Raw genomic sequence first — 19081 nt, forward strand, 5'->3', positions numbered from 1 at the left:
GAACTAATGGCCGACGCGAGCTATCCCGAGGACCTGCTCTACCACCCCGAGCACGACTGGGCGAAGATCGACGGCGACGTCGCCACGTTCGGCGTCACCTGGTTCGCTCAGGACTCGCTCGGCGATGTCGTCTTCTTCGACCCGCCGAAGGTCGGCGCCGAGGTGACGGCGGGGGAGGGCTACGCTGAGGTGGAGTCCGTGAAGGCCGTCTCCGACGTGATCGCACCGCTCAGCGGCGAGATCATCGAGGTCAACGAGGCCCTCAAGGACACGCCCGAGCAGATCAACGACGACCCCTACGGCGAGGGTTGGATGGTGAAGGTGCGACTGAGCGACACGTCCCAGGTCGGGACCCTGCTCGACGCCGCCACCTACACCGCCGATCTCGGCTGAGGGGCTGACAGAGGCCACATGAGCACGTACACCTCCGCAACGGACGCCGACCGGCGCGCGATGCTCGACGCGATCGGCGTCGACTCGATCGAAGCGCTGTTCGCCGACATCCCCGCCGCACTGCGACTCGGCCGCGGGCTCGACCTGCCGGCCGGGATGGCCGAGCAGGAGGTGTACGCGCACCTGCGCGACCTGGCTGCCAAGAACGTCTCGACCGAGGACGAGGTCAGCTTCCTCGGCGCCGGGATGTACGACTCCTACGTGCCGGCGCTGATCGACTCGATCATCCTCCGCTCGGAGTTCCTGACGCCGTACACGCCGTACCAGCCGGAGATCTCGCAGGGCGGCCTGCAGGTGATGTTCGAGTACCAGACTGCGATCTCGGAGCTGACCGGGCTGCCGGTCTCCAACGCCTCCGTCTACGAGGGCCCGAGCGCCGTCGGGGCGGCCGGCTACCTCGCGAAGCTGACGAACGGCCGCCCGCGCGTGCTCGCCTCCCGCGGCGTCCACCCGCACAGCCGCGCGACGCTCGAGACGCTCTCGCACGGCTACGGCCAGACGGTCGAGGAGATCCCGCTGCGCGACGGCGTCACCGACCTGGAGGCGCTGAAGGCCGCGCTCGGCGACGACGTCTCCGCCGTCGTGCTGCAGCAGCCGAACTTCCTCGGCTCGGTCGAGGACGTCGCCGAGCTGACGGCGGCCGCGAAGGCGGTCGGCGCGCTCGTGATCTGCGCCTGCGACCCGATCCCGCTCGGGATCCTCCAGCCGCCCGGCGAGCAGGGCGTCGACATCGCCGTCGGCGAGGGCCAGTCGCTCGGCAACCGGCTCGACTTCGGCGGCCCCTCGTTCGGCTTCTTCGCCGCCGCGCAGGAGCACATCCGCCGCATGCCCGGCCGCATCGCCGGCGAGACGACAGACGTCGACGGCCGCCGCGGCTTCGTGCTGACGCTGCAGACGCGCGAGCAGCACATCCGCCGCGAGAAGGCGACCTCCAACATCTGCACCGCGCAGGCGCTCAACGCGCTCGCGGGCGTGATCTACCTGTCGTGGCTCGGCCGCGACGGGCTCGTCGAGCTGGGTGAGCTGCTCGTCCAGCGGACGGCGTACGCGCGTGAGCGGCTCGCCGCGATCGACGGCGTCGAGCTGCTGCACGAGGCGCCGGTCGTGCGCGAGTTCGCGATCGAGCTGGACGCTGACGTCGACGCCGTCGTCGAGCGGCTGGCGAGCGAGGGGATCAACCCCGGCTACCGGCTCGGGCGCGACTACGACGAATACCCCAACGGGCTGCTGGTCGCGCTCACCGAGCAGCGCTCGCGTGCGCAGATCGACCGCCTCGCGGAGGCGCTCGAGCGGGCGATCACGGCCGAGCGAGCCACCGCCGGCGCCATCGCGGGGGCGAGCGCATGAGCACCTCCACCGTCCCGAGCACGCCGATCGAGGGCCTGCCGATGCAGCGCGACGAGGTCAAGACGATCTACCAGCGCTCCGTCGAGGGCCGCCGCGCCTTCAGCGCGCCGCCGCTCGACGTGCCGGTCAAGCCGCTCGACGAGCTGATCCCGGCGAAGCTCCGCCGCACGACGGCGGCGAAGCTGCCGCAGGTCTCCGAGCCGGAGATCGTGCGCCACTACAACCGCCTGTCGAAGCGCAACTTCGACCTCGACACCGGCTTCTACCCGCTCGGCTCGTGCACGATGAAGCACAACCCGAAGCTGCACGAGCGCGTCGCCGGCCTTCCCGGCAACGCCCGCCTGCACCCGCTGCAGGACCCGGAGCGGGCGCAGGGCGCGCTGGAGCTGATGCACGGCCTCCAGGTCGCGCTCGGCGAGGTCGCGGGGATGCCGCACGTCTCGCTGCAGCCGAGCGCCGGATCTCACGGTGAGCTGGCCGGCCTGCTGGTGACGCGCGCCTACCACGAGGACCGCGGTGAGCAGCGCACGAAGGTGCTGACGCCCGACACCGCGCACGGCACCAACCCGGCGACGGTGACGATGGCCGGCTACGAGGTCGTCAAGGTCGGCACCAACCCGGACGGCGGCGTCGACGTCGACGACCTGCGCGCGAAGGCTGACGAGTCGGTCGCCTGTCTGATGCTGACGAACCCGAACACGCTCGGCGTGTTCGACGCCAACATCGAGGAGATCGCGAGCATCGTCCACGGCGTCGGCGCGACGCTCTACTACGACGGCGCGAACCTCAACGCGATCATGGGCATCACGCGCCCCGGCGACATGGGCTTCGACATCGTGCACTTCAACCTGCACAAGTCGTTCACCCAGCCGCACGGTGGCGGCGGCCCGGGCGCCGGCCCGATCGCGGTCAGCGAGCGGATCGCGCCGTACCTGCCGACGCCGCAGGTCGTCAAGCGCGACGACGGCTCGTTCGACCTCGAGCACGACATCCCGAAGTCGATCGGCAAGCTGCGCGGCTTCCAGGGCAACTACGGCGTCTTCGTGCGCTCCTACGCCTACATCCGCTCGCTCGGGGCGGAGGGGCTGAGAGAGGCCTCCGAGGTCGCGGTCCTGAACGCCAACTACCTGCTCGCGCTGCTCAGAAGAGCGGGCGTGGCGGAGTACCTGCCGGCCGCGTTCGACCGCATCTGCATGCACGAGTTCGTGCTCTCCGGCGCGCCGATGAAGCGCGACCTGGGGATCAGAACGCTCGACCTCGCCAAGCGCCTGCTCGACCACGGCGTCCACCCGCCGACGGTCTACTTCCCGCTGCTCGTCGACGAGGCGCTGCTGCTGGAGCCGACCGAGACGGAGACGAAGGAGACGCTCGACCACTTCGCCGACGTGATCGCCGAGATCCTGGCGGAGGCGAAGGGCGACCCCGAGATCGCCCGTAACGCGCCCTACACGACGCCGGTCCGCCGTCTCGACGAGGCGGGCGCCGCCAAGCGCCCCGTCATCCGCCAGCCGCTGTAGGGGCGGAGAGCCGCCGCCCCTCGGCGAACGTGACGAGTCTGCGCGCGCGCTCGTCCCACAGCTTCAGCCGCGTCGCGCGCAGGCCCTGGCGCAGCGTCAGCACCGGCACGCTGCGGAAGACGCTGTTGCCGTCGTGCGCCGCCTGCAGGTTGTAGTTCGGGATCCGGGCGCTGAGGTGGTGCACGTGGTGGAGGCCGATGTTGCCGGTGAGGAACTGCAGCGGCTGCGGCAGCTTCAGATAGGAGCTGCCGCGCAGCGCCGCGTCGTCATAGGACCAGCCGTCGGCGTGCTCCCAGTAGGCGTCTTCGAACTGGTGCTGGACGAAGAACAGCCAGACCCCGGCGCCGCCGGTCAGCACGATCATCGGCAGCTGGACGAGCAGCAGCGTCGACCAGCCGAAGAGGAGGCAGAATCCGGCCGCAACGGCAGCCATCGCGAGGTCGGTGAGCAGCACGCTGTGACGGATCCGCGGCCGCATCGAGCGCAGCGGGATCCGCGGCTTCAGCACCATCGCGTACAGCGGACCGAGCGTGAACATGATCGCCGGGTGGCGCATCAGGCGGTACGCGACGCGGCTGCGCCATGGCGCGGCGCGGTACTCCTCGACGGTGAGCGTGCGCACGTCGCCATCGCCGCGGCGGTCGAGGTCGCCGGCGGAGGCGTGGTGCTGGGCGTGGCTGTGGCGCCAGGCGGCGAACGGCGTCCAGACGAGCAGGCCGACCGCGCGACCGAGCCACTGGTTGGCGCGTCTGGACGGCAGGAAGGAGCCGTGCGCGCAGTCGTGGAAGACGATGAACGTGCGCAGCTGGAAGCCGGCCGCGGGCACGGCGAGCAGCAGCGCGAGCGGGTAGAAGACGGGCACGAGCGCGACCATCGCGGCCATCAGCAGCAGGTACGGGACGACCGAGGTGGCGACGTCGAGGAGGCCCCGGTCGAGGCGCGGTCGTGCGTAGGGCGCGAGCGCGCGGGTGGACGATGCGGACATGGCGGCCTTCGGATCGCGGGGCGGGGACTTCTGAGAAGTCAAACCGCGCTATCTGCGCTCACGCACCGATCCCACCGCATTGCCCTCCTTTGTCGAGTGTAGCTCCGGCGATGGCGCATCTCACGCCGGCTTCGCCGGCATGTCGAGCGTCTCGTGCGGCGGCACGCCCTCGCGCAGCTCGTGCTCGCGCTCGATCTCGGCGTCCAGCTCGGCGCCGAACAGCAGCGCGACGTTCGACAGCCAGATCCACGCGACCAGCACGATCGCGCCGGCGAAGGCGCCGTAGAGCGCGCCGACGTCGGCGACCCGCGAGACGTAGGTCGCGAAGCCCCACGAGGCGATCAGCCACAGCGCCACGCCGACGATCGCGCCCGGAGTGATCCAGCGGAAGGAACGCTGCTCGACGTCGGGGGTGACGTAGTAGAGGAACGAGAAGACGAGCACCGCGACGGCGACCGCGGCCGGCCAGCGCGCGACGTTCCAGACGTCGGCGACCTCCGGTCCGAAGCCGGCGAACGAGAGCAGGTCCTCGGCGAAGCCGCCGCCGACGAACACGAGCACGAGGCTGACGAGGATCAGCGTCATCAGCACGACGGTCGAGATCACGTCGACCGTCTTGCGGCGCAGGAAGCTGCGCCCGCCCTCGACCTCGAAGACGACGTTGAGCGCCCGCCGCGCCGCCTCCAGCACGCCGGTCGTGCCGTAGAGCGCGACGACGACGCTGATGGCGAGCGTCGTCGTGGCGGTGCCCTTGTGCTGGAAGGTGCTGCGCAGCGAGCTGTCGAGCGGGTCGAGCGCCGAGGCCGGCGCGACCTCGCGCAGGTAGCCCATGATCGCGTTGTAGGTCGCCGGGTACTGACCGATCAGGCCGAGCAGCGAGATCGCCAGCAGCAGCGCGGGGAAGAGCGACATCAGCCCGTAGTAGGTCAGCGCCGCGGCGTGATGGGTCATCTGGTCGTCGTAGAACGACACCAGCGCACGCTTGACGATCGTCGGGATCCTGCGCATGCCTCCTACGGCTACCCGTTGAGGGCACTACGCACCGACAGGCATCTTGCCTCCGGTTCCGCGCGGCGGCGGGGGTGGGGGCGTCGTGTCGCGCTCGGCGCCGACGCGCGGCAGCCACTCCAGCCAGCGCGGCAGGTACCAGTTCCAGTCGCCGAGCAGCTTCATCGAGGCCGGCACCAGCACGCCGCGCACGATCGTCGCGTCGATCAGCACCGCGACCGCGAGGCCGATCCCCAGCTCCTTGAAGTCGATGAAGCTGAGCGTCGCGAAGACGGCGAAGACGCCGACCATCACGACCGCCGCGCTGGTGACGGTGCCGGCCGTCGTCGAGATCCCCTGCCGCACCGCCTCAGCGGTCGGCATGCCGCGGTCGTGCAGCTCGCGCACGCGGGAGAGGATGAAGACGTGGTAGTCCATCGACAGCCCGAACAGGACGACGAACAGGAACAGCGGCAGCCAGTTCGTCACGCCGCCGTTGGAGCTGAAGCCGATCAGCGACTCGAGGTTGCCGTCCTGAAAGATCAGCACGAGGATGCCGTAGGCCGCCCCGACCGACAGCAGGTTGAGCACGATCGCGGTGAGCGGGATCACGAGCGAGCGGAAGGTGACGAGCATCAGCAGGAAGGCGAGCGCGAAGACGAAGGCGAAGATCAGCGGCAGGCGGCCGTTGAGCTGGTTGTTGAAGTCGACCGAGCTGGCCGCGTCGCCGGTGACGTTGACGCTCGTCCCCTGCACCGTCCCGACGGTCGCCGGGACGATCTCGTCGCGGATCTCGTCGAGCGCGCCGACCGACGCCGTGTCGGTCCCGTTGCCGACGGTCGGCACGTCGATCTGCGCGACCGTCCCGTCAGCGCTGTACGTCACCTGGGTGCCGGGCAGGAAGGCGTCTGAGCGGTCGACGGCCGCCGCCAGTCTGGCGATCGCGCCGGTGACCGCGGGCGAGCGCACGTCGTCGGCTTCGACCACGACGGTCGCGACGACGCCCTCGACCGGGAAGACCGCTCTGACCTTGTCGTAGGTGACGATCACCGGCAGGTCCTGCGGCAGGTCGTCGACGCCGCTGTTGACGGTCTTCATCCCCAGCGCGGGGATCGCGAGCAGAACCAGCAGCCCGCCCGCGAGCACCAGCGACAGTCCGGGCCGGTGCATCACGCGGCCGACCAGCGCCGACCAGAAGCGCGACTGCCCGGCCGCCCGGCGCCGGCGGCCGAGCAGCGGCACACGGCCCTTCTCGACGCGGTCGCCGAGCCAGCTCAACAGTGCCGGCAGCAGCGTCAACGAGGCGAACATCGCGATCGCGACGACGATGATCGTGCCCTCGGCGAACGACATGAAGGTGTTGTCGCCGCTGAGGAACATGCCGGCCATCGCGGCGATCACCGTCATGCCGGAGATCAGCACCGCCCGCCCCGAGGTCGCCGCCGCGGCGGCGAGCGCCGGCTCCGGTTCGCGGCCGGCGGCGCGCTCCTCGCGCTCGCGCCGCAGGTAGAAGAGCGAGTAGTCGACCCCGACGGCGAGGCCGATCAACAGGATCACGGCCGACAGGTTGCTGTCGATCGGCAGCAGGTGGCTGGTTATCGCGACGACGCCGAGCGCACCTATCACCGCCGTGATCCCCATCAGCAGCGGGATGCCGGCGGCGACGAGCGTGCCGAAGGTGAGCACCAGGATGATCAGCGTGATCGGCAGTGACAGCTCGCCCGCCTTCGCGAGGTCGTCGTTGATCGTCTCGTTGATCGCCTTCTCGGCGCTGGCCGCGCCGAACTGCTCGATCTCGAAGTCCGGGTGGTTGGCCTGCACCGCCGCGGTGGCGGCGAGCGTCGGGTCGACGCGATCGGCCGCTTCGATCGAGTCGCCGGCGATCTGGAAGTCGACGAGCGCGGCGTGGCCGTCGGGGGAGACGGTGCCGCCGCCGGTCAGCGGCGATCTGACGTTCTCGACGTGGGGAACGGTCGCGAGCCGTGCTGAGACCTCGGCGATCGCGCGGCGGAACTCCGGCGCTCTGACGGTCAGCGCTCTGTTGCGCAGGAAGACGACCTCTCTGGTCGGCCGCATGTCGGCGCGGTCGAGCGCCTGCTCGGCGCGATGCGACTCGCCGGAGAACTGGTCGACGTCGGAGATCTGCTTGGAGCCGATCGCGTTGCCGGCCACGAAGACGATCAGCACGAGCGCGAGCCACCCGAAGATCGCGAGCTTGCGATGGTGGGCGCTCCAGTGGGCCATGCGCGCCGCGAGGTTGTGCTTCATGGTGCTCCTCCTCCTGGTGAGGCGGGAACACCCAACCGTTTCACCGGCCGCCTGTTCGCGGAAGGGGCGATATCTGCCGCTGCGGGGGGCAGGTTTCCGGTGTCTCTCGTCGCGGCTGACGCGGCCCGCGGCGCCCGCGCCCGCTAATCTCGACTCAACAAGTCGAGATTCATCTGCGAGGACCTTCATGACCGTCACCACGCCGCGCCTGCCCGCCCTGATCGACGCCGCCACGCTCGACGCGCACCGCGGCGAGCCCGGCCTGCTGATCTTCGACGCGACGGTGGTCCTCCAGCGCCCGCCGGAGGGCGGCCCGTACGAGGTCGTGAGCGGCCGCGCCGGCTACGACGCCGGGCACATCCCCGGCGCCGCCTTCGCCGACGTCGCCGGCGCGCTGTCGGATCCCGACGCGCCGTACTCCTTCACGCTGCCGAGCGCCGAGCGCTTCGCCGCCGGCGCCGGCGCGCTCGGGATCGGTCCCGGCACGCACGTCGTCGTCTACGCGCAGGAGGCGACGATGTGGGCGACGCGGCTGTGGTGGCTGCTGCGCTACTTCGGCTTCGACGCGGTCTCGGTGCTCGACGGCGGGCTGCCGGCGTGGACGGCGGCCGGCCTGCCGCTCTCGACGGAGGCCGCGACCTACGCGGCCGCGGACTTCGCGGCCGCCCCGCGCCCCGAGCTGCTCGCGACGCGCGCCGACGTCGAGGCGATCGCCGCGGGCGAGGCGCCGGCCTGCCTCGTCAACGCGCTCTCGCCGGAGGTCTTCCGCGGCGAGGGGCCCAGCTCGTACGCGCGGCCGGGGCGGATCCCGCGCAGCGTCAGCCTGCCGCACGCGACGCTCGTCGACCCCGGCAGCAACCGCTTCCGCCCGCTGCCGCAGCTGGAGCAGGCGCTCGGCGCGGCCGGCGCGCGGCCGGGGGAGCCGGTCGTCGCCTACTGCGGCGGCGGCATCTCGGCGACCGTCGACGTCTTCGCCTTCGCGCTCACCGGGCGCGACGACGTGCGTCTCTACGACGGCTCGCTGACCGAGTGGACGGCCGATCCGGAGCTGCCGCTGGAAGTGGGGTAGGAGCGTCTGCGCGCCGGGCGCGGCGGGCACGCCGGCGCTCGCGCGCCAGCTCCGCGCCCTGCGCTTGCCGTCCCCGCGCCGAGGGATACTCTGGTTTCCGTACTGACAGCTCGGGGACCAGGAGCGAGTCGACATGGGCGAGAACGTCCTGACGGACAGAGCGACGGCCGAGGCCATCGTGCGGCAGGTGGCGGAGACCTATCTGAGAGATCCCAACATCACCTCGGTGGGGCTGGGCTACAAGCTCAGAGACGGGGTCTCGACCGGCGAGCTGGCGGTCCAGTTCACGGTCGCCAGCAAGGTCGTGCCGGAGGCGGTCGACGCGATCAGCAGACCGATCCCGCCGACGATCTCCGTCAACGGGATCGAGCTGCCGACCGACGTGATCGAGCGCGAATACCACGTCCAGCCCGTCGCGGTCACCGTCGAGGCCGTCGCCGAGCGCAAGAGACGGGTCGACCCGATCGTCCCCGGCATCAGCATCGGTCACATAGCGTCGACCGCCGGCACGCTCGGCTGCCTCGCCGCCGACCGCGTCACCGGCGCCGTCCGCCTGCTGTCGAACTGGCACGTCTTCCACGGCACCGAAGGACAGCTCGGCGACGCGATCGTCCAGCCCGGACCGTTCGACGACAACCGCATCGCCGCCAACGTCTGCGGCAGACTGGAGCGCAGCTTCGTCGGGCTCGCGGGCGACTGCGCGATCGCCAGCCTCAGCGGCCGCGAGGCGAGCGACGAGCTGCTGGAGCTGGGCGTCGCGGTGCGGCAGCTCGGCGATCCGGAGCTGGGCGACAAGGTCGTCAAGTCCGGCCGCACGACCGCGGTCACGCGCGGGATCGTGACGCGCGTCCATACGATCACGAAGATCGCCTACGGCGACGACGACGTCGAGCACCAGATCGGCGGCTTCGAGATCGGCCCCGACCCCGGCCACCCCGCCGCCAACGGCGAGATCTCGATGGGCGGCGACTCCGGCTCGGCGTGGATGGCGGTCGGCGCCAGAGACGAGCCGCGCGACATGATGCTCGGTCTCCACTTCGCCGGCGAGACGACGCTCGACCCCGACGAGCACGCCGTCGCCTGCTACGCCTCGTCGGTCTTCAGAAAGCTCGAGATCGAGCCGCTGGCGCCGGAGGTGCCGGGCCCCGTCCTCGTCAGGGAGGAGCAGCGCGGCTACGACCTCGACTTCCTGCCCGGTCACGTCATCGACCTGCCGGCGGCCGTCGCGCACGTCGACACCGACTACGCCCCGACGATCGAGGGCAACACCGTCCGCCACTACACGCACTTCTCGCTCGCGATGAGCGCCTCGCGCAGGTTCTGCCGCTGGGTCGCGTGGAACGTCGACGGCGACGGCCTCAAGCAGCTCTCGCGCGACGGCATCCCGTTCGTGCTCGACGACGCCTACGAGCCCAGATTCCAGGTCGACGACAGGCTCTACCGCAACAACCGCCTCGACCGCGGCCACATCGCCCGCCGCGCCGACCTGCTGTGGGGCACGCGCGCCGAGGCCGAGCGCGCCAACGAGGACTCGTTCTTCTTCACCAACATCACGCCGCAGCTCGACGACTTCAACCAGTCGAGCAAGCAAGGTCTCTGGGGCGAGCTGGAGGACGCGATCTTCGAGGACGTCAGAGTCGACGCGCTGCGCATCAGCCTGTTCGGCGGCCCGATCTTCAAGGACAACGACTTCCAGCATCTCGGCGTGCTCGTGCCGCGCTCGTTCTGGAAGGTGATCGCCTATGTCGAGGGCGGCACGCTGAAGGCGAAGGGGTTCGTGCTGACGCAGGACGACCTGGAGGCGAAGGTCGAGTCGCTCGGGCTCGACGAGTTCAACCTCTACCAGCTGCCGCTCAGCGAGCTGAGCGCGACGATCGGGCTCGGCTTCGGCCCGCTCGCCGACGCCGACACGCTGCGCGGCGCGCCCGAAGCGCTCGGCGGCGCGACCGTGCGCCGGATCGAGCGCCGCGGGCAGATCTCCGCCGCCTGAGCGACGGCGACGGCGGGGCGAGCCGAACGGAGCGCTATCCCGCCCGGCGCGCGGTCACCGCGACCCGCGCGCCGTGGGCGGGGATCATCGTGACGTTGCGGTGGCGGGCCTTCTCCGGCGCCGGGTCGACGGCGACGAGGTCGGTCCGCCGCGCGATCGCGCGCAGCACGACGCGCTGCTCGGCCATCGCGAGCGTCGCGCCGAGGCAGCGGCGGATCCCGCCGCCGAACGGGATCCAGGTGTAGGTGCCGGGCTTGACGCCGAGGAACCGCTCCGGCCGGAAGGCGAACGGGTCGGGGTAGACGTCCTCGCGGTGGTGCAGCAGCAGGATGCTCATCAGCACCGAGGAGCCGGCCGGCAGCACGAACTCGCCGAACTGCCACGGCTTCTGGACGCGGCGGCCGATGATCGGGATCACCGGGCGCGAGCGCATCGTCTCGTGGATCGTCGCCTCGATCCAGCCGTCGTCGTCGGCGAAGGCGGCGTCGCCGGAGCGCGCGACGTCGCGCAGGCGGTCATAGGCGGCCGGCGTGCGCACAAGCCGCTCGAACGCCCACGCGAGCGAGTTGGCCGTCGTCTCGTGACCGGCGAGCACGAGCGTCAGCAGCTCGTCGCGCAGCTCTCTGTCGGTCAGCGGCGTGCCCTCCTCGTCGGTCGCCTGCAGCAGCAGCGAGAGGATGTCGGCCCGCTCGGCCGCGTCGCCGGCCTCGCGACGGTGGTCTATGACGGCGTAGATCTGCTTGTCGAGGTGCGCGAGCAGTCTCTTCAGCGGCCCCGCCGCCTCCTCTCGGTTGATGTTGATCAGCTCGAACAGCTGCGCCTCGGGGCGCACGGAGAGCCCGACCGCCCAGCGGATCGTGTCGCGCAGGCTGCGCTCCGGCGTGCCCTTCGCGGGCAGGCCCTCGACGCCGAAGATGCCGGCCATGATCACGTCGAGCGTGATCGCCTGCATCCGCGAGGCGAGGTCGATCGGCTCGTGCAGCGGCCAGGTGTCGATCTCCCTGTCGGCGGCCTCGGCGATCATCTGCGCGTAGCGCGCGACCGCCTCGCCGTGGAATGGCGGCAGCAGCAGCTTGCGCTGGCGCATGTGGCGCGGCCCGATCGCGGTCAGCACCGAGTTGGGACCGACGATCGGGCGCAGCGGCGACTCGCCCGTCAGCGACGGCGCGTCGTCCGGCTTGGCGGTGAACAGCGACTTCACGTGATCGGGATGACTGGTGATCGTGATCACCTCGTCGTCGAGCATCCCGCGGAAGCGGAAGGTCTCGCCCAGCTCGCGCCGCCAGCGGAAGACGAACTCGATCTGGCGGACGCTGAAGCGCAGCGTCTGCAGCGCGCGCGGCAGCGGGATCGCGGGCGGCAGCGCGACCGCGCGGCGGTCCTCGGGCGCGAGCGGGCCGGCGGGGGAGGGCGGCGCCTCACCGAGCAGCGCGGCGTCGGCGGGCAGCGGGGCGAGCGTGGCCATGGGACTATTGAATCAGAGTTCAATAGTGCTGTCGAGCGTAGACTCGCCGCGTGGAGCGAACCTCAGGCCCCCGCACCCGCCTCGACGTCGACGTCCGGCGCGAGCAGCTGCTCGACGCCGGCGTCGCGCTGTTCGCCAAGCGCTCGTGGGAGGAGGTCTCGATCGACGAGATCGCCGCCGCCTGCGGCGTCTCGCGCGGCCTGCTCTACCACTACTTCAGGGGCAAGCGCGAGTTCTACGTCGCCTCCGTCGAGCGCGCGGTGCAGCGGCTGCACGAGTCGATCGAGCCCGACCTCGCGCTGCCGCCGACGCTGCAGCTGCTGACCGGCCTGCGGCGCCACTTCGCCGGGATCGAGCAGCACGCCGACGCGCACGTGCTGCTGCTCGGCGTCTCCGCCAGCGACGAGGAGGTCGCCGCGATCGTCGCGCGCGACCGCGACGCCTTCGCCGAGCGCGTGCTGGCCGGCATGCCCGGCGCGAGCACCGACTCGCCGCTGGCGCGTGCGGCGGCGCGCGCCTGGATCGGCGCGGTCGACGCGGCGACGCGCGAGTTCATCGCTCGCGACGAGGTGACGGCCGAGCAGCTCGTCGCGGTGCTTGCCGAGGCGCTCGTCGCGGCGATGCTCGCGGCGGCGCGGCTGGACCCCTCGATCGAGGTGCCGGCGGGGATCGTCGCGATCGCCGGCGGCGGCATCGTCGACACGATCGTCGCGGCCTGGCCCGACGGCCCGCCCGACGAGCCGGCGGGATAGGCGCTGTATGCTGTGCTGTATATGGCGGCTGTGCGAACACAGATCTATCTGACGACTGAGCAGCGTGAACGCCTCGACGAGGTCGGCAGGCGTGAGGGCAAGCCGCTCGCGGAGCTGGTGCGGGCCGCGGTCGACGACTACCTCGCGCACGCGGCGCCCGATGCGCAGAGCGCGCTCGACGCCACCTTCGGAGCGGTCCCTGACCTCGTCGTTCCATCTCGTGACGAGTGGAACCGTGCCTGACGTTCTCGTCGACAGCGATGTCTTCATCGATCACCTCCGCGGGGCGCATGCCTTTCAGCCGCCCCGCGGGGACGTCGCCTATTCGGTCGTCACGCGGGCGGAGCTGTTCGCGGGTCGCGCCAGCCAGGTGAGAGCGGTCGCGCAGCTGCTCGCACCCTTTCGCGAAGTGGTGGTCGACCGTGCCGTCGCGGAGTTGGCCGGACGCCTGCGGCGCGAGCACGGCGTCCGCATCGCCGATGCGCTCATCGCCGCGACAGCCGTCACCCAGGGACTGCGGCTGATGACGCGCAACATCAGAGATTTCGAGCACGTGCCGCGACTGCGGCTCGTGGCGCCGGACCGGTAGCTTTCCCGCCGTGCGCATCTTCTCTGGCATCCAGCCGACCGGTCGCAAGCACCTCGGCAACTTCATCGGGGCGATCGAGCCCTACGTCCACCATCAGGAGCGCGGCGAGGCGATCTACTGCGTCGTCGACCTGCACGCGACGACCGTCCCGTACGAGCCGGCGAGAATGCGCACGGCCGTCTACGACACGGCGACGATCCTGCTCGCGGCCGGCCTCGACCCGGAGCGCTGCATCTTCTTCCGCCAGAGCGACGTGCCGGAGCACACCGAGCTGAGTTGGCTGCTGGCGTCGGTGACCGCCTTCGGCGACCTCAACCGCATGCACCAGTTCAAGGAGAAGGCCGGCGCGCAGCGCGACCTCGTCTCCGCCTCGCTCTTCACCTATCCGGTGCTGATGGCCGCCGACGTGCTCGCCTACCGCGCCGAGCAGGTCCCGGTCGGCGACGACCAGCGCCAGCACATCGAGCTGATGCGCGACATCGCGATCCGCTTCAACGCCCGCTTCGCGCCCGCCGCCGCCGATGGCGCCGGCCCGCTGGTCGTGCCCGAGGGCGTCTACCGCGAGGTCGGCGCGCGCATCATGGACCTGCAGGAGCCGACGCGCAAGATGTCGACGACCGGCGGCACCGAGCAGGGCACCGTGCTCGTGCTCGACGAGCCGAAGACGATCGAGAAGAAGTTCAAGCGCGCCGTGACCGACTCCGGCGCCGAGATCGTGCACGACCGCGAGCAGAAGCCCGGGATCGCGAACCTGATCGAGGTCTACGCGGCCGTCAGAGGGATCTCCTTCGACGCGGTCGAGGCCGAGTTCGCCGACGCCCGTTACGGCGACTTCAAGGTCGCGACGGCCGCCGCGGTCGTCGAGCGGCTGGCGCCGGTGCAGGAGCGCTACGCCGAGCTGCGCGCCGACGAGGCCGGGCTGGAGGCGATCTTCGCCGCCGGCGCCGAGAAGGCGCGCGCGATCACGACGCAGACGCTCGCCGACGTGCGCGAGCTGATGGGCGTCGGGCCGGTTCGCCGGTAGCGCGCGCCGCCCCGCGCCCCGCGCGCCTACTGCGGGTCGAGGTCGATCCGGACCGTGAGCAGGTCGCTGCCGAACATCCGCACCGCGCGCGCGTTGGAGGCGCGACCGGGGCCGGACTCGCCGAGCCAGCGCTGGCGTTCGCGCGGATCGTCGTCGGGCAGCGCGGTCGCGATGCCGCTGCGCCAGACCTGGCGGCGGCCGTCGCGTATCCGCACGCGCACACGCGGATCGGCCGCGATGTTGCGCACGTAGGCGGCTCTGGCGCCGTGCTCGGCGACGATCCAGAACTGCTCGCCGACGAGGCCGTTGCCGACCGGCGTCTGGCGCGCGACGCCGCTCTTGCGGCCGGTCGTCTCCAGCAGCGCGTAGCTGGCCGGTGCGTAGCCCTTCTCGATCGCCCACTTCGCCAGCGGGTTGACGACTCTGTTCTGGAACGGGCGGACGATGCGGTGCTTGAGCGCGGCGTTCATGGTCATGAGCCTGACAGGAAGATCGGCGGATGCAGGGGAAAGGAGCGCATCGGCGCGTCTGCGCGCGGGAGCGTCGGGTGCTGCCGCTAGCGTGTTGAACCGATGCGTGCCGCTGATCTCGACCTCGACCTGGACGTCTTCGCCGGGCCGTTCGACCTGCTGCTGACGCTCGTCCTGCGCGAGGAGGTCGACCTGCTCGAGGTCGACCTCGCCGACGTCGTGCTGACCTACATCGACTTCCTCGAGGCGAAGGGCGAGCTCGACCTCGAGCTGGCGACCGAGTTCCTCGTCCTGATCGCGGCGCTGCTGGAGCTGAAGTCGCGCCTGATGCTGCCGGGCGAAGAGGAGGAGCTGCTCGACATGCAGCCGGGCGAGGCGGCCGAGGAGCTGCTCGCGCGCCTGCTGGAGGCGCACCGCTACCGCGGCGCCGCCGAGTTCCTCAGACGCCGGCTCGACGAGCAGTCCGGCTACCGCTTCCGCCACGCGCCGCTGCCGGCCGAGCTGCGTCGCGGCACGCTCGACGACTCCCGCCCCGTCTACGACCCGGCGCTGCTCGGCAAGGCGATCGGCGGGATGCTGCGGATGCCGGCCGAGATCTCGCTCAGCCACGTGACGATCCAGAGAGTGACCGTCGTCGAGCGGCTCAGACATCTGCGCTCGCTGCTGCATCGCGGCCGCTTCTCCTTCGACGAGGCCGTCGCCAGAGCCGACCGCGTCACCGTCGCGGTGACGATCTGGGCGCTGCTGGAGCTGTACAAGCGCGGCGAGGCGACGTGGGAGCAGGACGAGCCGTTCGCGGACATCATGGTCGAGGCGCGCGAGGAGAACCCCTGGCAGGCCCAGGCGGCGGTCTGATGACCGGACCCGACGTGCCCGCGGGCGAGGAGCCCACGCCCGACGCGGCCGACGCCGAGCCGCGCGACACCGGCGAGCTGGAGCGCCTGATCGAGGCGCTGCTGTTCCTCTCCAGCGACCCCGTCGGCGTCGAGCAGCTCGTCGACGCGACCGACGCCGACCTCGCCGACGTGACCGCCGCGCTCGCCGCGCTCGGCGCCGACTACGAAGAGCGCCGCCGCGGGATCGTCCTGCGCGAGCTGGCCGGCGGCTGGGTGCTCGCCTCCAACCCGCTCGCCGAGGACGCCGCGCGGCGCCTGTTCGGCAAGCCGCGCACGCCGCCGCTGACGCCCGCGCAGGCGGAGACGCTTGCCGTCGTCGCCTACCTGCAGCCGGTCTCGCGGCCGGAGATCGCCCGCATCCGCGGCGTCAACGCCGAGTCGGCCGCGGCGACGCTGATCGAGCGCGGCGTGATCGAGGAGGGCGGCCGCTCGCAGTTCGGCGCGGTCCTCTACCGCACGACCGAGCTGTTCCTGCGCCTGTTCGGGCTGAGATCGCTCGACGACCTGCCCGACGTCAGCGCGTGGGACCCATCGCCCGAGGTCGCCGCCAACATCCGCGACCGCCTGCTGCGCGCCGGCGAGGCGCGCCTCGGCGTCCCGACCGCGGCCCAGCCGGCCGAGGGCCGCACGGAGCGGCCGGGCGGCAGCGAGGCCGCGGTTCCGGCCGGCGACTCGCTCGGCGCGCTCGGCGCCGACGTGATCCCGCTCAGCTCGCCGAAGCAGCTCTGACGGCGAGCTGGCCGCAGGCGGCGTCGATGTCGCGGCCGCGCGTCAGGCGCACGGTCGCGGAGACGCCGTGCTCCTCGAGCACCGCGCGGAAGGTCTCGATCGCGTCGCGGCTGGAGCCGTCGTAGATCGAGTCGGTCGGGTTGTACGGGATCAGGTTGACCTTGTACATCCACGGCTCCAGCAGTCTCGCGAGCTGCAGCGCCTGCGCGTAGCCGTCGTTGACGCCGGCCAGCATCACGTACTCGATGAAGACCATCCGCCGCTTGACCTCGTAGAAGTCGCGGCACGCTCTCAGCACGTCGGCCAGTCTGTAGCGGTCGTTGACCGGCATGATCTCCGAGCGCAGCGCGTCGTCGGGCGAGTGCAGCGACAGCGCCAGGCGGATCGGCATCTCCTGCTCGGTCAGGCGCTCGATCCCGGGGATCCAGCCGACCGTCGAGATCGCCGTGCGGCGGTGGGTGATGCCGATGCTCGGCAGCCGTCTGCAGGCCGCGAGCACGTTGTCGAGGTTCATCATCGGCTCGCCCATGCCCATGAAGACGCAGTGGTCGACCTCCTCGATGCGGCGGAAGTGCAGCGCCTGGTCGAGGATCTCCGAGGTCGTCAGGTTGCGGCCGAACTTCATCGTGCCGGTCGCGCAGAAGGTGCAGGTCAGCGGACAGCCCGACTGCGACGAGAGGCAGAGCGAGCGGCGGCCGTCGTTGTACCGCATCATCACGGCTTCGACGGCGCGGCCGTCGTGCGTGTGGAAGAGCGCCTTGACGGTGCCGTCGCTGGCGTGCATCTCGCGGTCGAGCGTCAATGACGAGAAGGGGACGCGCTCGGTCAGCGTCGTGCGCAGCGCGGCGGGGAGGTTGGTCATCTCCTCGTAGCCGGCGGCGCCTCTGGCGGTCCACTCCCACACCTGCTTGGCGCGGAAGGCCGGCTGGCCGAGGTCGGAGAGAGTGCGGTCGAGCAGGTCGAGATCCATGGCAGACCTCTATGGTGGCAGGCCCGTGCGACTCGCAAAGTTCCTCGCCCACGCCGGCGTCGCCTCCCGGCGCGCTTCAGAGCAGCTGATCTTCGACGGTCGCATCGACGTCGACGGCCGCACCGTCAGAGATCCGGCGCTCGACGTCAGCGACCTCAACGACGTCCGCTACGACGGCGAACGCGTCCGCGGCGAAGAGCAGCGCGTCGTCTACGCGCTGCACAAGCCGCCCGGCGTCGTCTCGACCGCGGCCGACACGCACGGCCGCCGCACCGTCATCGAGCTGGTGCCGCAGGGGCGCCGGCTCTACCCGGTCGGCCGCCTCGACGCCGAGTCGACCGGCCTGATCCTGCTGACCAACGACGGCGAGCTGGCCAATCGCCTGACGCACCCGCGCTTCGAGGTCCCCAAGACGTACCGCGCGACGGTCAAGGGCCCGTCGATCACCGAGCGGACGCTGCGCCAGCTGCGCGAGGGCGTGCGACTGGAGGACGGCGTGACAGCGCCCGCCCGCGTTCAGCGCCTCTCCGCCCACGTGATGGAGATCACGATCCACGAGGGCAAGAAGCGCCAGGTGCGGCGGATGTGCGAGGCGGTCGGCAACCCCGTCAGAGCGCTCCAACGCGTCCAGTTCGGCCCGCTGCGGCTCGGCGAGCTGCAGCCCGGCCGCTCGCGCCGGCTGACGGCGAGAGAGGTGCGCGAGCTGGCCGAGGCCGCGCACGAGCCGCCGGCGACGGCGCCGAAGCCGCCGAAGCCGCCGACCGGCCGCCGCGGCGCCCGGACCGTCTCGTAGACTCTCGCCGCCATGCGGCTCTTTGCGCTTCGAGGCGCCATCACCGTCGAGGACAACGACGCCGAGCAGATCCTCTCCGCCACGGACGAGCTGATGCGCGAGCTGATGTCGCGCAACGCCGTCACGGCCGAGGCGATGGTCAGCTGCCTGTTCACGAACACCGACGATCTCGACGCGCAGTTCCCGGCGGTCGCCGCGCGCAGGATGGGCCTCTCGAGAGTGCCGCTGATGTGCGCCCGCGAGGTCCCGGTGCCGGGCTCGCTGCCGCTCGTGATCCGCGTGATGGTCCACTACTACGCGCCCGAGGACCACGAGCCCAGCCACGTCTACCTGCGCGGCGCCCGCGTGCTGCGGACCGACCTCGAGTCGGCGCAGTAGCGTCGGCTACCGTCCTGGTCGTGCAGCGCGCGCTCAGCTCCCTCGCCACGGTGCTCGCCGACCCGGCCGCGCCCGGCGCGGCGGAGGCGCTCACCGCCCTGCGCGCCCGCTGGCGCGAGCTGGCGCCCGAGGAGCGCGACGCGCTGACGCCGCTGGCGAGACTGGCCTCGGCGCGCGTGAGAGCGGCGCAAGCGGCCCGTCCGGCGTCCGCGCCGGACGCCGACGACGACGGCATGCTCGCCTACCTCGACAGCCTCGGCGGGCCGGTCGAGGAGGAGGATCCCGGCCGCTTCGACGCCGCCGCGGCCGCACCGCCGGCCTTCGACCCCGGTCCGCCCGCGCGCGCCGCCGCGCCGCGCCCCGGAGCGCCCGCCGCCGAGCAGACGCTGTTCGGCGCGC

The 19081-nt window shown here is 71.5% G+C and carries 19 protein-coding genes and 1 pseudogene; 14 read left to right on the plus strand and 6 right to left on the minus strand.

Annotated features, from left to right (window positions below):
- The 3 genes from gcvH to gcvPB all read left to right on the plus strand — a co-directional run.
- The coding region (gene gcvH / locus R7226_RS27045; protein ID WP_318600508.1) for a glycine cleavage system protein GcvH at window positions 1–393 on the plus strand (393 nt) is incomplete at its 5' end.
- 18 nt (window positions 394–411) lie between these two features.
- Window positions 412–1800 (plus strand): aminomethyl-transferring glycine dehydrogenase subunit GcvPA, encoded by a 1389-nt coding sequence (gcvPA, locus tag R7226_RS27050; RefSeq protein WP_318600509.1) that lies wholly within the window; start codon window positions 412–414, stop codon window positions 1798–1800.
- Window positions 1797–3317, plus strand: a complete 1521-nt coding sequence (gene gcvPB / locus R7226_RS27055; protein WP_318600510.1) for an aminomethyl-transferring glycine dehydrogenase subunit GcvPB — start codon at window positions 1797–1799, stop codon at window positions 3315–3317. The genes gcvPA and gcvPB overlap by 4 nt, the downstream gene beginning before the upstream one ends.
- On the opposite strand, the gene R7226_RS27060 is transcribed toward gcvPB, so the two are convergent.
- The 3 genes from R7226_RS27060 to R7226_RS27070 all read right to left on the minus strand — a co-directional run bounded on the left by R7226_RS27060 (window position 3298) and on the right by R7226_RS27070 (window position 7557).
- Window positions 3298–4302 (minus strand): fatty acid desaturase, encoded by a 1005-nt coding sequence (locus tag R7226_RS27060; RefSeq protein ID WP_318600511.1) that lies wholly within the window; start codon window positions 4300–4302, stop codon window positions 3298–3300. The genes gcvPB and R7226_RS27060 overlap by 20 nt on opposite strands.
- A gap of 120 nt (window positions 4303–4422) precedes the next feature.
- On the minus strand, window positions 4423–5310 hold the full coding sequence (locus R7226_RS27065) for a YihY/virulence factor BrkB family protein (RefSeq protein ID WP_318600512.1): 888 nt from the start codon (window positions 5308–5310) through the stop codon (window positions 4423–4425).
- A 27-nt stretch (window positions 5311–5337) separates the two neighbouring features.
- Entirely contained in the window at window positions 5338–7557 is a 2220-nt protein-coding gene (locus R7226_RS27070) for an MMPL family transporter (protein ID WP_318600513.1), read from the minus strand.
- A gap of 187 nt (window positions 7558–7744) precedes the next feature.
- On the opposite strand from R7226_RS27070, the gene R7226_RS27075 reads away from it, so the two are divergent.
- Both R7226_RS27075 and R7226_RS27080 read left to right on the plus strand, forming a co-directional pair.
- Window positions 7745–8626, plus strand: coding sequence for a sulfurtransferase (locus tag R7226_RS27075; protein WP_318600514.1), 882 nt, complete (start codon window positions 7745–7747; stop codon window positions 8624–8626).
- A 133-nt stretch (window positions 8627–8759) separates the two neighbouring features.
- Window positions 8760–10616 (plus strand): DNA/RNA non-specific endonuclease, encoded by a 1857-nt coding sequence (locus tag R7226_RS27080; protein ID WP_318600515.1) that lies wholly within the window; start codon window positions 8760–8762, stop codon window positions 10614–10616.
- 34 nt (window positions 10617–10650) lie between these two features.
- On the opposite strand, the gene R7226_RS27085 is transcribed toward R7226_RS27080, so the two are convergent.
- Window positions 10651–12081: a cytochrome P450 gene (locus R7226_RS27085; protein ID WP_318600516.1), complete on the minus strand. Its 1431-nt coding sequence runs from the start codon at window positions 12079–12081 to the stop codon at window positions 10651–10653.
- A 50-nt stretch (window positions 12082–12131) separates the two neighbouring features.
- Between R7226_RS27085 and R7226_RS27090 the strand changes: the two genes are divergently transcribed.
- From R7226_RS27090 to trpS, 4 genes are read left to right on the plus strand one after another with little or no spacing between them, the layout of a single operon-like run.
- The gene (locus R7226_RS27090; RefSeq protein ID WP_318600517.1) at window positions 12132–12833 is read left to right on the plus strand and encodes a TetR/AcrR family transcriptional regulator; all 702 of its coding nucleotides are present in this window, start codon (window positions 12132–12134) and stop codon (window positions 12831–12833) included.
- Window positions 12834–12854: 21 nt separating this feature from the next.
- Entirely contained in the window at window positions 12855–13076 is a 222-nt protein-coding gene (locus tag R7226_RS27095) for a ribbon-helix-helix domain-containing protein (protein ID WP_318600518.1), read from the plus strand.
- Window positions 13069–13422, plus strand: a complete 354-nt coding sequence (locus tag R7226_RS27100; protein ID WP_318600519.1) for a type II toxin-antitoxin system VapC family toxin — start codon at window positions 13069–13071, stop codon at window positions 13420–13422. The genes R7226_RS27095 and R7226_RS27100 overlap by 8 nt, the downstream gene beginning before the upstream one ends.
- A gap of 10 nt (window positions 13423–13432) precedes the next feature.
- Window positions 13433–14446: a tryptophan--tRNA ligase gene (gene trpS / locus R7226_RS27105; protein ID WP_318600520.1), complete on the plus strand. Its 1014-nt coding sequence runs from the start codon at window positions 13433–13435 to the stop codon at window positions 14444–14446.
- 26 nt (window positions 14447–14472) lie between these two features.
- Here trpS and R7226_RS27110 read toward each other — a convergent pair whose 3' ends face one another.
- Window positions 14473–14922, minus strand: a complete 450-nt coding sequence (locus R7226_RS27110; protein ID WP_404827910.1) for a nitroreductase/quinone reductase family protein — start codon at window positions 14920–14922, stop codon at window positions 14473–14475.
- Window positions 14923–15018: 96 nt separating this feature from the next.
- Between R7226_RS27110 and R7226_RS27115 the strand changes: the two genes are divergently transcribed.
- Window positions 15019–15771, plus strand: coding sequence for a segregation and condensation protein A (locus tag R7226_RS27115; RefSeq protein WP_318600522.1), 753 nt, complete (start codon window positions 15019–15021; stop codon window positions 15769–15771).
- On the plus strand, window positions 15771–16541 hold the full coding sequence (gene scpB, locus R7226_RS27120) for an SMC-Scp complex subunit ScpB (protein ID WP_318600523.1): 771 nt from the start codon (window positions 15771–15773) through the stop codon (window positions 16539–16541). The genes R7226_RS27115 and scpB overlap by 1 nt, the downstream gene beginning before the upstream one ends.
- Here the strand turns inward: scpB and rlmN are convergent.
- Complete coding sequence (rlmN, locus tag R7226_RS27125) at window positions 16519–17511, minus strand: 23S rRNA (adenine(2503)-C(2))-methyltransferase RlmN (protein WP_318600524.1); 993 nt, start codon at window positions 17509–17511, stop codon at window positions 16519–16521. The genes scpB and rlmN overlap by 23 nt on opposite strands.
- Before the next feature lie 25 nt (window positions 17512–17536).
- Between rlmN and R7226_RS27130 the strand changes: the two genes are divergently transcribed.
- From R7226_RS27130 to R7226_RS27140, 3 genes and pseudogenes are all read left to right on the plus strand, one after another.
- Window positions 17537–18304, plus strand: a complete 768-nt coding sequence (locus tag R7226_RS27130; RefSeq protein WP_318600525.1) for a pseudouridine synthase — start codon at window positions 17537–17539, stop codon at window positions 18302–18304.
- A gap of 12 nt (window positions 18305–18316) precedes the next feature.
- Entirely contained in the window at window positions 18317–18682 is a 366-nt protein-coding gene (aroH, locus tag R7226_RS27135) for a chorismate mutase (RefSeq protein WP_318600526.1), read from the plus strand.
- Window positions 18683–18702: 20 nt separating this feature from the next.
- Window positions 18703–19081: pseudogene (locus tag R7226_RS27140) on the plus strand (RecQ family ATP-dependent DNA helicase); the annotation flags it as partial.

It is taken from the genome of Conexibacter stalactiti, assembly GCF_033542075.1.
GTDB lineage: Bacteria > Actinomycetota > Thermoleophilia > Solirubrobacterales > Solirubrobacteraceae > Conexibacter > Conexibacter stalactiti.